At 39.8% G+C, this 13,224-nt stretch carries 13 protein-coding genes; all 13 read left to right on the forward strand.

Features of this window, described 5'->3' with window-relative positions:
* Window positions 1-9 precede the first annotated feature (9 nt).
* The 13 genes from ACGG81_RS06525 (at window position 10) to ACGG81_RS06585 (ending at window position 13,221) form a co-directional block, all read left to right on the forward strand.
* Window positions 10-1,134 (forward strand): polysaccharide pyruvyl transferase family protein, encoded by a 1,125-nt coding sequence (locus tag ACGG81_RS06525; protein ID WP_390110231.1) that lies wholly within the window; start codon window positions 10-12, stop codon window positions 1,132-1,134.
* A gap of 5 nt (window positions 1,135-1,139) precedes the next feature.
* On the forward strand, window positions 1,140-2,108 hold the full coding sequence (locus tag ACGG81_RS06530; RefSeq protein ID WP_390110234.1) for a glycosyltransferase family 2 protein: 969 nt from the start codon (window positions 1,140-1,142) through the stop codon (window positions 2,106-2,108).
* Window positions 2,105-3,025 carry a glycosyltransferase gene (locus ACGG81_RS06535; protein ID WP_390110236.1) on the forward strand — a complete coding sequence of 307 codons (921 nt, stop codon included), beginning with the start codon at window positions 2,105-2,107 and terminating at the stop codon, window positions 3,023-3,025. Before ACGG81_RS06530 ends, ACGG81_RS06535 begins: the two co-directional genes overlap by 4 nt.
* A 17-nt stretch (window positions 3,026-3,042) precedes the next feature.
* Window positions 3,043-4,536 (forward strand): hypothetical protein, encoded by a 1,494-nt coding sequence (locus ACGG81_RS06540; RefSeq protein ID WP_390110239.1) that lies wholly within the window; start codon window positions 3,043-3,045, stop codon window positions 4,534-4,536.
* A 145-nt stretch (window positions 4,537-4,681) separates the two neighbouring features.
* Window positions 4,682-4,822: a hypothetical protein gene (locus tag ACGG81_RS06545; protein WP_390110242.1), complete on the forward strand. Its 141-nt coding sequence runs from the start codon at window positions 4,682-4,684 to the stop codon at window positions 4,820-4,822.
* Between the two features lie 266 nt (window positions 4,823-5,088).
* Entirely contained in the window at window positions 5,089-6,741 is a 1,653-nt protein-coding gene (locus tag ACGG81_RS06550; RefSeq protein ID WP_390110245.1) for a phosphotransferase, read from the forward strand.
* 72 nt (window positions 6,742-6,813) lie between these two features.
* A complete protein-coding gene (locus ACGG81_RS06555; RefSeq protein WP_390110248.1) occupies window positions 6,814-7,656 on the forward strand; it encodes a metallophosphoesterase in 843 nt (280 codons plus the stop codon).
* A gap of 23 nt (window positions 7,657-7,679) precedes the next feature.
* Window positions 7,680-8,861 carry a nucleotidyltransferase family protein gene (locus tag ACGG81_RS06560; RefSeq protein ID WP_390110251.1) on the forward strand — a complete coding sequence of 394 codons (1,182 nt, stop codon included), beginning with the start codon at window positions 7,680-7,682 and terminating at the stop codon, window positions 8,859-8,861.
* 116 nt (window positions 8,862-8,977) lie between these two features.
* Window positions 8,978-9,112, forward strand: coding sequence for a hypothetical protein (locus tag ACGG81_RS06565; RefSeq protein ID WP_270196545.1), 135 nt, complete (start codon window positions 8,978-8,980; stop codon window positions 9,110-9,112).
* A gap of 34 nt (window positions 9,113-9,146) precedes the next feature.
* Complete coding sequence (locus tag ACGG81_RS06570) at window positions 9,147-9,485, forward strand: hypothetical protein (RefSeq protein WP_336304928.1); 339 nt, start codon at window positions 9,147-9,149, stop codon at window positions 9,483-9,485.
* 20 nt (window positions 9,486-9,505) lie between these two features.
* Window positions 9,506-12,190, forward strand: a complete 2,685-nt coding sequence (locus tag ACGG81_RS06575; protein ID WP_390110255.1) for a hypothetical protein — start codon at window positions 9,506-9,508, stop codon at window positions 12,188-12,190.
* A 57-nt stretch (window positions 12,191-12,247) separates the two neighbouring features.
* The gene (locus tag ACGG81_RS06580) at window positions 12,248-12,958 is read left to right on the forward strand and encodes a hypothetical protein (RefSeq protein WP_016439003.1); all 711 of its coding nucleotides are present in this window, start codon (window positions 12,248-12,250) and stop codon (window positions 12,956-12,958) included.
* The gene (locus ACGG81_RS06585; protein ID WP_390110258.1) at window positions 12,955-13,221 is read left to right on the forward strand and encodes a PqqD family protein; all 267 of its coding nucleotides are present in this window, start codon (window positions 12,955-12,957) and stop codon (window positions 13,219-13,221) included. Before ACGG81_RS06580 ends, ACGG81_RS06585 begins: the two co-directional genes overlap by 4 nt.
* The last annotated feature ends 3 nt before the right edge of the window (window positions 13,222-13,224 follow it).

Here is a 13,224-nt window from a genome sequence, read left to right on the forward strand (position 1 = left end):
AGAGAAAAGATGAGAAAAATAGGACAACTCACATTTCATGGTTCGCATAATTATGGTTCGGTGTTACAAGCATATGCACTATCAAAGAAGTTACAAATGTTAGGGCATGAGACAGAACTTATTAATTTGCGTCCACAAAGTCAGAAAGAGGCTTATAAGATTATTAGAGATAGTGATAGAGGAGTTCATAAGATGTTTCGGTATTTTATTTATCCGGCATTGAAAAAACGTTTTGATAATTATGAGCGTTTTATAAATGAAGTTTTACCGATATCACAAAAAGAGTATATATCTACAGAAGAGATGAAAGATGAAAAATTTGACTATGATGCATATATTTGTGGAGGAGACCAAATATGGAATCCGTCATGTCAAGATTTTGAAACAGCGTATTATCTTCAATTTTTAGATAAAGAAAATAAAGCAAAGAAGATATCATATTCACCAAGTTTAGGAAAAACAGAATTTAGTGAAGAAACGTTACAGAAAATAAGAAGTTGGATACAAGGATTTGATTTTATTTCGGTAAGAGAGCCACGAGGTGTTGCTATTATACAGAAGTTGACAGAAAAAAAAGTGCATACTGTATGTGATCCAGTATTATTATTAGAACGTGATGAATGGGAGAAACTAGCTATTAAACCTAAATATAGAAAACCATATATCTTGGTATATTTCTTAGAAAACAATCATGGTAGTAGAGCGTTGACAGAACATCTTCGAAAGGTTACAGGATATGATGTTGTTGTATTTAATGAATATATTCGTGATTTTGTAAGACCTTATCACAAGGCATATTCAGCTAGTCCAGAAGAGTTTGTTGGTTTGTTTATGCATGCAGGTTTAGTGTATACTAATTCATTCCATGGAACAGTTTTTTCGACTATTTTTGAACGACCGTTTATTACGGCAATTGCGAGGGATCAAGAGAAAGCTGTTAATAATAATGATAGCCGTAAAATTGACTACTTAAAGAAAATAGGTTTAGAAAATAGATTGTATACATCTGGAGAACCGGATATAAATGATTTACTTAAGATTGATTACACGGAAGCAAGAGTAAAAATTAAGAAATTTCGAGAGTATTCTTTGAAATATTTAGAAGATGCATTAAAGATGGATTCAGAGGAGTAATTGTTATGCCAGTTTTTAGTATTATTGTTCCAGTCTATAAAACAGAACAGTATATAGAAAGATGTGTCACTAGTATTTTGAATCAGACATATAAAGACTTTGAATTGATATTAATAGATGATGGTTCACCAGATAGATGCCCTCGAATGTGTGATGAATATCAAAAGCTTGATTCTAGGGTGAAAGTAATCCATAAAAAAAATGGTGGTGTATCATCAGCACGCAATTGTGGCTTGGAAATAGCAAGAGGAACGTTTGTTTGGTTTGTGGATAGTGATGATTATATCGAACCATTTTCACTTCAGCAGTTATTTGAAGCACAAAAAGAGAAAGAAGCGGATTTATATGTGTTTAATACACAACAAGTTCAGAGTTTTTATACTGGAGATATTAATCAGTTTTTTAAAAAATACTATTTTACATATGTGCTTGGATTTGAACCGTGGAATAAATTATATAGGAGAGAAATTATTCAGAAAAATCATTTGGAGTTTGATGTGCAGGAAACAATAGGTGAAGATTTATTATTTAATATTAATTATTATAAGACAATTTTTAGGGGGACAGGAAAAGTTTTTTTTCTTGGTCGAGACTACTATGTATATGTTGATAGGGTAGGTTCAGCGATGAATTCTTTATCAAAAGAAGTGATTTTTCAGCAATTAAGATTATTTAATAAAATAAAAGAAGACTTAAGTGGAAAATTAAAAGACGAAAATATTACATATATTTTTTTTATGCACTTGATTTCAGGAATTGGGCAATCAAAAAAAGGTGGTTTGAGTTGTCATGAATTTTCGAAAGTAGATTTTTCAAAATACGGAGATTGGATTAATCAATTCAAATTCATTCAGGAGAAATTTTTTAGAAATGAAAATGCTAGTAGAATAGGTAAATTTAGAATCCAATTATTTGTATGCTTTATGAAAAGAAAAAATTACGTGTTAGCAGGAAAGGCAATGGGATTAAAATGAACAAACCGTTAGTATCGTATGTTGTAACAACTTATAATATTGAAAAGTACATAGAGGAGAGTATTAGATGTGCTTTTGAACAGACATATTCTCCGTTAGAAATTATTTTATCAGATGATTGTTCAACAGATTGTACTTTTGAGATTATGGAGCGCATGGCAAAAGAATATAGTGGTCCGCATAAAATTGTCTTGAATAGGAATGAGGAAAATCTGGGTATTACAAAGCACATGAATAGGGCATACTTGGAGCTTACAACAGGAGAAATTATTGTTGCAGCACATGGGGATGATTTATCTCGATCAGATCGAACGGAAAAATCGGTGGAATATTTAGAGAATCATCCAGAAGTGACGGCTGTATCATTTAGCATTGATGCAATTAGTGAAAAAGGGGAAATCTTAAGGGAACATAGTGCAATTGTTGATAAGATACATACTTATACATTTGAAGGCGGAGGGAATATACCAGCGCCATCAAGAGCGTTCTATAAGAGGGTTTTGACAACGTTTGGACCATTAAATGATGATTGCCCTACAGAAGATGAACTTATTTCATTTAGAGCTTTGATGTTAGGGGAAAATGCTTTTTTGCCAGAACATATGGTACAGTATCGAAAACATTCTGGAAGCAGTTCAAATCCAGAGAATTTCGCGAAATTTCCGTTAGAGAAAATTTTGAAACAACAAGATGATGATATGAAAAAGGGAATTGAATTGGGATTGATTACTGAAGAAGATAGAGAAGAGAAGTATGCAATTTTAGAAAAAATGACAGAGATTAGGAAGAGATATAGAGTCTATTTTGCTAAAAGAAAAGTTATAGATTTGATAAAATTGGTGTGCTATCATGATGTGTCTTTAAAAATGAAACTACATTATATCAGAGAACATATGGAGTATATAAGAAGAAAATGAATAGGCGAAAAAGTTTTTTGAATATAGCAATAGGGATAGGCAGTCAGATTTTGTCTATTGCATTAGGAATCATTATTCCGCGACTTTTTTTAACTAATTTTGGTTCGGAAATGAATGGTTTTTTGAATTCCATTGGACAAGTATTTGCATATTTTTCTCTTTTAGAAGCGGGTGTAGGTGCAGCAACTCTTCAAGCATTGTATGGACCAATAGCAAATAGTAATAAAAAAGAGATTTTAGGGATTATGTCAGCCACCGATCATTATTATAAAAAAACAGGAAGATTGTATTTAATTGCAGTTCTTGTAGTGGCTGTAGGGTATCCGTTAGTGATTTCGGCTAATATTCCAGTATGGACTATGATTATTATAATTTTGTTTAATGGACTACCTGGAGTCATTAGCTACTACTTTCAAGGGAAATTTATTATTTTATTACAGGCAGAAGGAAAGAACTATATTAATACGGCTTTGACATCAATATCTACTACGATTATTAGTATAGCAAAAATCATTATGCTTCTGTTAGGATGTGACATTATTGCAATTCAATTTACCTATTTGTTGATAAACGTACTTAAGATCATTGTTATTGGAATATACATAGCTAAAAATTATCAGTGGATAAATTTGAAAGAAGAACCGGATTATAAGGCTATTGGACAAAAAAATGCAGCATTTGTAAATCAGATTTGCGATTTGATTTTCAGAAATACAGACACTATAATTTTAACAATTTTTTCAGGATTGAAAGTTGTTAGCGTATATACAATGTATACATTACTGTATTCTATGATTAGAACTGCCTTAGATTATGTGGCTCAGGGGTTCGCGTTTGTTATGGGACAAACATTTAATCGTGATAGGGAAAGATATATACAACTTCATGATTTGTATGAAACTTATAGAATGGCGTTAGTATTTGCGCTATATAATATTGCGTTGATTTTTATTATTCCATTTATGAAATTATATACAGCAGGAATTACAGATATTAATTATTTGGATTATAAGGTAGCAGTTTTATTTTCTATATTCTATGTAATGACAGGTGCAAGGGCGTGTTGTTCTGATGTGATTAATTACGCACAGCATTTTCGCAAAACACAAAGTAGATGTATAGCAGAGGCAGTTATTAATTTAGGGGTGTCGATAATTGCTGTGAAACTTTGGGGGATTTACGGTGTTCTCATAGGAACAATTGTTGCATTAATGTACCGAATGAACGATATGTTTATATACGCTAATGTTCGAATTTTACAAAGAAGTCCTTGGGTTTCCTATAAGAGATTTATTTCCAACTCTATTATATTTATTGCAATTACAGCGATCAGTAAATGGATTCCATGGCAATTAAATTCTTATTTTTCAATTATAGGTTATGCATGCGTGTCCGGAATTATTATTTTAGGTGTTTATTTTACCATTGCATCTATTGTAGATTACCGTTCATTTAAAGTTCTGAAAGAATATATTCAGCCATTAATAGGCAAATTAGTTAAAAGAGGTTGATGAGAGATGAGAAAGGAGTATAATTATGACAGACAGAGCGTAATTATGGCATAGATATGCTACGAATCATTGCGATGTATATGATTGTAGTAATACATGCATTAGGTATGGGGAGTATTCGGAAGGATGTAAAGAAACTCTGCTTTTGTTTTTGCAAAATTTCGGAGACGTTCCAGATGAGGTCTTGGAGCGGATTCAGACCCAGCAGGATATGGAAGTGTTGAAGCATTGGATGCAGACAGCCTTTCGGTCAAAGACGTTGGAAGAGTTTGTACAGAAGATGTAAGAAAAATCTATTTCTGATTGATGATCAGATCTAAATCTTCGGGGGTTTCACTGTTCTTGTGAAATCTCCGAGATAGGAAACAAGTCGATGCCGTTTCAGGCAAGTATTCAAGAATAGACAGAGGAATTCTAGATAATAGATGAAGTGGAAGAGAAAGTTTTGGGGAAATTGTACAATTACTTTATATGGAAACTTCCATATTTTTTGTAGCAGCCTTCCGGTAGATGTGGTATGATAAATTTATATTTTACATAGGAAGGAGGGGTATGTTTCCAATTTGGATTCATACAAAAGAAGAAGTGAGACGTTTATTGATTTTAGGTGCCGGCGGTTTTGGCCATATGATCCAGGAAACAGCAAGATTGTTGGGGTACGAAGAGGTTGTGTTTTTAGATGATGCCGTAAAGGGAGCGGATGTAATTGGAAAGTGCTGTGACTATAAGGCATTTTTAAATGAGTACGATACGGCAGTGGCAGCTCTGGGAGACAGTGGAATGCGGCTATACTGGACAGAGAAATTGATGGAAGCGGGCTACCAAGTTCCGGCGATCATTCATCCGTCAGCGGTCGTTAGTCCTAGTGCGGTGATCGGCAATGGAAGTTTTATTATGCAGAGTGCGATTGTCAATACCAATACAGTTGTGGAACATGGTGTGCTTGTCAACAGTGGGGCAGTTGTAGATCATGATTCTCGTGTTGGATGTGGAGCGCATATCGGACTGGGCAGTGTCGTAAAGGCGAACTGTGTAATCCCTTCCAGAAAGAAGGTTGAAGAGGGAGAAGTGATCTTCTCTACGAGAAGAAAGATTGACGGTGTGACAAGCAGAAATCTGGAAGATGCACTGTATGCGTTTGGGTTCGGTCTTCAGTGCAGCTATGTGAAGCCGTTTGGAGAGGGACATATTAACGAGACGTATGCGGTCTATATGCCGACGGAGGAGGGCGATGAGTTTGCCTATATTCTTCAGCGGGTGAATAATAATGTCTTCAAAGATCCGGCAGGTGTGATGGAGAACATCTTCGGAGTGACAGAATATCTAAGAAATGTCATTCGAGAGGAAGGTGGAGATCCGGACAGAGAGACACTTTCCTGCATTAAGACAAAGAATGGATGTACCTATTTTGAGGATAATGAGGGACAGCCGTGGAGATGTTATAATTATATTTCGAATTCGGTATGTTATCAGCTTGTAGAGGATCCGGAGCAGTTCTATCAGTCTGGAAATAGTTTTGGACACTTCTTAAAACAGCTTGGAAATTATCCGGCATCCAGCTTAAAGGAGACAATCCCAGATTTCCACAATACGGTGAAACGGTTTGAAAATTTGGAGAAAGCTTTGAAGCGAGATATCAAAAACAGGGCGATCACTTGCAGACCGGAGATTGCATTTGCCCTTGATAGAAAGCAAGATTGTAAGGTGTTAGTAGAACAGCAGGAGAATGGAACGCTGCCGCTTCGAGTGACACACAATGATACGAAGCTGAACAATATTTTGTTTGATGCAGGGACCGGAAAGGGACTTTGTATCATTGATCTGGATACAATCATGCCAGGGCTTGCTGCAAACGATTTCGGAGATTCCATCCGGTTTGGTGCGGCGACAGCGGAGGAAGATGAGCGCGATCTGGATAAGATGCATTTTGATATCTCTTTATATGAGCTGTATGTGAAAGGATATTTGGAGGCGACAAGAGATGTGTTGACAGCAGAAGAAGTCGAGAGTCTTCCATGGGGAGCGCGTCTGATGACGTTTGAGTGTGGAATTCGGTTCCTGACAGATTATCTGGAAGGAGACACTTACTTTAAGACGGCTTATCCAGAGCACAACCTTGTCCGTGCGCGGACGCAGTTCCGTCTGGTGGATGAGATGGAGCAGCAATTTGCAAAGATGCAGGAGATTGTAAGACAGTACGCATAAGAAAAGAAAGCCGGGGTGGAAGAAGCTCCGGCTATTTGATTGGAAAGAGAAATGACAGATCGGAAGTGGACGATGAAGAAATTTGGAAAGACAGTTGTATTTAGTTTCTTTTTGCTGACAGGAATTTTTTTGGTCAGTCTTATCTTATCACAAAAATGTCTCATTGTTCGGCAGTATACTTACCGGAATCCAAAGATTGCAGCTCCAATTAGAGCTGTGCAGCTTACAGATCTTCATAATTATCAGTATGGCAGGGATAATCAAAGGCTGATTGCTAAGATTCAGAAGCAGAAGCCGGATGTAATCTTTATGACGGGAGATATGCTCAATGAGGATGAAGACCGCACGGATATTCTTCTGCATCTGGTTCGGGAAGCACGTGCGATTGCGCCGGTGTATTTTTCGCTGGGCAATCATGAGGTGGGTTATGAGAAAACTTATGGTGAAGGCGATCTGACGGAACAGCTTGAAGCTGCCGGGGCAGTTGTGCTGGAGAAAGAATATGTGGATACCAAGATTGCCGGACAGGAAGTAAGGATTGGGGGAGCCTACGGATATTTACTGCCGGAAGACTGGAAAGATGGATCGGAGCAACGATTTCTGGAAGCGTTTGTGCAGACGGATCGGCTAAAGATTTTGCTGAGTCATGTACCGGAAGGCTTACTGTTGTGGAAGAGCATGGAATACTGGGATGTAGATCTAGTTTTCAGCGGACATGTGCATGGTGGTCAGGTAAGAGTTCCGTTTGTAGGAGGACTGTTTGATCCGGAGGAAGGATTTTTTCCAACGTATACGAGAGGAATGTTTTCCTGCGGAAATGGAACGATGATCTTGTCGGCGGGTCTTGGCAGTTCCAGAGGGATTCCGCGAGTCAATAATCTTCCGGAGATCGTTGTGTGTGACATTGTAAGATAAATTAAAAAGAAAGAGAGAAGTAGATGAGAAGAGAAAAAGAACAGAGGGCACTCTTTCAGTTGATCAAGAGTGTTTTGCTGGAAGAACCAATAACGATAGAGGTCGAAGGGCTTGACTGGAAGTATTTGCAGCAGTTGTGCAAGTATCAGAAGATTGACAATCTAGTATCCTATGGAATTTTACCACTGCAGGAACAGGAGAAAATCTCTGCGGATATGATCTGTGCAATGCAAAAGGCGCAGCAGAAAGGAATTGCGAGAGAGGCTACCCAGTATTTTTCTTTGCAGGAGATCCAACAGAAGTTTGAGGAAGAACAAATCGAGCATCTCCCATTAAAGGGAGCTCAGTTGAAAAAGGAGTACCCTTCTCCTGATATGCGTTTTCTCACAGATCTTGATATCCTGTGTCAGAAAGAGCAGCAGGGCAAGATTCAGGCGATTATGGAGTCGCTTGGATATACTTTGGAACATGGAGGAGGGCATCACGATGTCTATGTGCGGAATCCTTTTATGACGGTTGAGATTCATTGGGACTGCTCAACGGAGAATCGGGAGCTAGATGTATTTTTGGAGGATATCTGGAGCAAATGTATCCGAAAGGAAGGTTTTGCGTTTGCGTATCAGATGCCTTGGGAAGAGTATTATGTATATATGATCGGTCATATGGCAAAGCACTTGAAGTACGGAGGAATTGGAATCCGCATGCTGTTGGATCTTTTTGTGTTTGCACAGAAGAAAAAAGATAGTTGCGACTGGAAGAAGATCGAAGTGTATCTAGAGAGAGGGGGACTTTTAAAGTTTTCCGAAACGATGCATCGTTTTTTACAGCAATGTATGGAGGAAGATAAATCGTTTTTTGATGGAAATATTCTTTTGGAACATATCATTGGCAGTGGGGCATACGGCACGATGGAAAATCATATGGGAGCGAGACTCTTAAAAGAGGGCGGGGAGAAAAAACAAATCCGAAGGACGCGCATACGGTTGGTGATGACAATGCTTTTCCCGCCTTTGGAGGCAATGAAAGAACTTTCTCCGGCAGTGAGGCGGCATTCATTTTTGTTGCCGGCAGCATGGATCTGGCGTTTGGTCACGAAGACCATTTTTGCAAATAGAAAAGGGCGAGAGGCCTTAAAGAGCGCTGCGGTGACCGAGCAGGTAGACCAGATGGATCGCGTGTGCAGGGCGGCAGGACTTTACGAGTAAAAGTATCTGTGAAAAAGAGCGAAAAATAAGGAAAACAGGATGAAAAAATAGTTGCAGAGATGTAAAAGATAATGTATAATTTACCGGAAATTAAAATGAAAAGGAGCGTAAAAATAATGAAAGAAAGATATGAGGCATTAGAACTGAATATTGTAAAGATTCCGGTGGAAGATACGATTATGATGAGTGGACTTGACAATGATGGAGATGTAGGTGGTTGGGGAGATGGAAGTGAAGAGATTTCTTATTAAAAATATTTTTAATGTATTTACACAGAGGTAGTATATGAAAAAGAAAACAATCATAACTGTAATTGTAATTCTTTTCCTCTGTGCCATCACATGGATGTTATCTGATTCTTTTTCCGGAAGGAGTTCGGATCAGGCAGGTGATGATTCTAGAAAAGCTACAGCGAACGGGCAGGCAGAGGACCTGGATATCGATTACGAAGAGAAGAAAGAATCGGGAGCAAGCGATGAGCATGCAGGGAACTCTTCATTAGAGAAGCCAGAGGAAAGAAGTACAGAAGATTCATCAACAGATACCAAGATGGATATGGGAACGGAACAACCGTCAGAGAACCTTGATAATGAGGTGACGATTCCAGATGACTGGGAAGAATAAAGACTAGAAGGAGAAAAGGAATGCTAAAAAGACTAAATAAGATATGCAAAGTATTGTTATTAGCCTTAACATTCGTATTGGGCAGCACAGGGTTCGCGTTGGCGGCAGAGAATGAAACACATATTTCTACAGAATCTATGGAGATTCGAACAGAAGGAAAGACAGGACTTCGGACGATTTCGGCAATCGATAAGGCTTACCTGGAGCAGCTGAAAGCAGAAGGAAAAGTGGTTACTTACGGAACGGTGGCAGTACCTGCGAGTGCGTTGGAGGCAGCCGGAGGAGAACTTCAGATTGGCGGAAGCTATGCGTTAAAAGGGAAAGCTTACAAAGCTCTTGAGATTCCGGCAGAGAAGAATTGGAAGACAACAGAGGAGAAGGTTTACTATACCGGAGTTCTTACCGGGATCAGTGGAGCAGGGTTTAACACCAGATATGCGGTCAGATCTTATATGAAAGTAGACGGACAGGTATTCTATGGGAATACACTTGTACAGTCTGCTTATGTGACGGCACAGGAGATGCTGAAGTCTTCGGAAGTGTCAACGGACCAGAAGAAATGGCTTGCCAAAAATGTGTTGGATGCGTGTGACACTGCGAAGAAGGTGACACAGGATACACTGACAATTACGGCGGAGCAAGTAAAGGGCGGTATTTACACAGTGAATGCGACTGAGAAAGTGCGAAATTATAACAAGGTCGTTGTGGACAGCTCTGTACAAGGTGGAGAGATTGTATTGAATCAGCTTCGTGTAAAAAATTTGGAAGTGGCAGCAGACGCGGACTGTACTGTGACAGCAAATGACACAGTATTTGATCAGATTGGGAAAAGTGCTGCCGGTGCAGGCAGGGCAGCGGGGAATTTCACCCTGAATCTTGGAGCGGGATCCAGTGTTGCGAAACTTGTGGCGGGAAGTAATATGACGGTCAATGGAGCATTGAAAATTGCAGAAGTGGAAGTTGCAGAAGTGGTACAGGGATTTACGGTGAATGTACCTGCGGAGGAATTACTCGTGTCTGAGGCTGCAGGTGGGTCTATGATCACTGTCAATGGAACCGTGGAGAATGCTATTTTAAATGGAGACAATTCTACGATTGGCGGAAGCGGAAAACTTGATAAAGTGCAGGACAATGGAAATAATCAAGTAGAAGTGGAAGTTGGGGAAGAGATCTTGACCAACAGCATTGTATCTGTGGAAGTACGTGGAATGAGTCGGATGATCGTTACTTTGGAGAAAGCGACAACACAACCGCTCGCAGTAGAAGATATGAGAATTATCTGCCATGGCGGGAAGGAAATGACACTTTTAAGTGCAAAGACGGAAGACAATCGCGTGTACGAAGTTTCTACTTCGGTGTTTGCAAAAGACGATACCTACACATTCTCGATGGAGATTGCACCGGGCAAGATCATTTCCAAATATTTCAGTTACAAAGTAGACTGCCCGACTGTCAGCGATGCAACGGTACTGAGAAGTGAGGCGACAAGAGCAGAATTTGATTTGTTTGATGTGGATGAGGGAGGATATGTATATGTATACCTTCCGGGGCATACACAGGTCAGTCGCGGGGCAGAGGAAATCCCTTCTGTGGATACTGTGAAAAAAGGATACCGTAAGGAAATGAAGACGGGATTCAATAAGGTATTGATCAGTGGACTGGAAGAAGGAATCTCTTATTCGTTATATTATGTGATGGAAGCTCACGATGGAAGAACATCGGATGTTCTGGGGCCGCTCACCGTTAGTGGAAATGTGCAGGAAGATCCAAACATTTCATCAGAATACCAGATCGTATTTGTCGCAGAGAAACCGAAAAACACAATTACCGTGGAGTTAAATAAAGCTCCGGCAGAAGAGCTGACACTGGATAATTTCTCCTTTATCTGTCCGACCGGTTCACCGATCACAACAGATAAAGCACAGCTGGTTATCAGCGAAGACAGAAAAGTCTATACCATTGTGATTCCGGAAAATTATGGACACAAAGATAATCAGTATATTGCAAAGGTGACATTTTCTGATGGAACCGTTGCAAAGAAATCTTTTGTAGTGGAATACAATCCGCCGCGGATTACAGAGCAGAAAGTAGAACGAATCTCAGAGACTTCTTTCCGATATAGTTTTGTATCGGATGAGAGCGGAACACTTTACTACGGAACATATAACTTTAACGGTTCCTATAACTGGGAGAACAATACACCGACCGGAGATCAACTGGTAGGTGGTGAGATCGCTTCGTCGCAGATTCAGATGCACAGTGGATATAACCAGGTGGAGATCTCCTATAATGGAACCGATAAGGATTACTTTGCGCTGCCGGTAGATGTCTATGGAAACTATGCGGGCTATACAGAACATGATAAGATTCCGGCATATGTGCCGCAAGTTCCGGAAGAACCGAAGCTTGCAATTGAATCGATTTTCTATAATAAAGAAGAGTCAGATTATGGCACCTGTCTGGATGTTACGTTTACAACGGCAATCGATGACTTTCCGAATCAGGCACTGATTAAGTTTACAGTGATCCAAGGGACATCTGTAGGGAAAGTGTTGTTGGAGACAAGCTTTTTAGATGAAAGCTATACAAAACTTCGCATGCGTACACTGAATGGAGCATTTGGTCCGGGAACTTATAAAGTCAGCATGTATGTATCGAAAGATGGACAGCTGCAAAAAGTAGAAAAAGAATTTATCATTGACTGATCACAGGAGGATCTGGGAGCAATACTTCCAGGTCCTTTTTCGGAAAGGAGAAGAGGAATGCGATATCAGATTGCGGACTGCATTGTAGAGTATGAGCCAATCTATGAGTTTCTGAAAAAGAAGATGGAGTCATACCGTTTTGATGGAGATGCGAAGACGCAGATCACACTGACGATGACAGAGGAACTCTGTATACAGAAGCAGGCGGAGCAGCCTCATCTGACATTAGAAGAGTGTGAATATATTTTTGTAGGATTGGAATTTTACCGCAAGCTTCTTTTGCAGGGCGGGATGATGATCCATGCATCTGCGGTGGAAGTGGATGGCAGAGTTTATCTGTTTTCTGCGGACAGTGGAACAGGAAAATCTACACATACAAAACAGTGGCAGAAATATTTTGGAGCTGAGCGGGCATTGATCATCAATGACGATAAGCCGGCAGTCAGAAAAGAAGCGGATGGCTGGGTCGTGTATGGGACGCCGTTTAGCGGAAAAACAGATGAGCAGTTGAACCGAAAGGGGAAACTGCAGGGAATCTGTATGCTGGAGCGTGGGAAAACAAACGAGATCAGGCGCATGGATCCTCAAGAAGCGGTGCTGCTTTTGATGCGGCAGACACTCGTTCCGCGCAGGCAGGAGATGGCAGAGAAGCTGCTGGGGATGCTGGATGAACTTTTTCGGGAAGTCCCGGTCTATCAGATGCAGTGTACGATTTCAGAATGTGCGGCAAAGATGGCATATGAAAGTATGAGAGGAGAAGGAATATGAGAATCAAAAATGGATTTTTTATGCGGGAAGTGGCAGGAAAATATGTTGTAGTCCCGGTTGGAGCACAGACAAATGAGTTCAAAGGAATGATTCAGATGAACCAGACAGGGGCTTTTCTCTGGAAAGCGCTTGAGAGGAATCTGACAGAAGAAGCGCTGACAGAGATGATGCTGAATCAATATGAGATGACAGAGGAACAGGCGAAAAACGATGTACATACATTTGTCACCAGACTCTTAGAGGCTGGCATTTTAGAAGCGTAGGCG

Origin of the sequence: Faecalimonas umbilicata (assembly GCF_042846195.1) — a bacterium.
GTDB classification, from domain to species: Bacteria; Bacillota; Clostridia; order Lachnospirales; family Lachnospiraceae; genus Faecalimonas; species Faecalimonas umbilicata.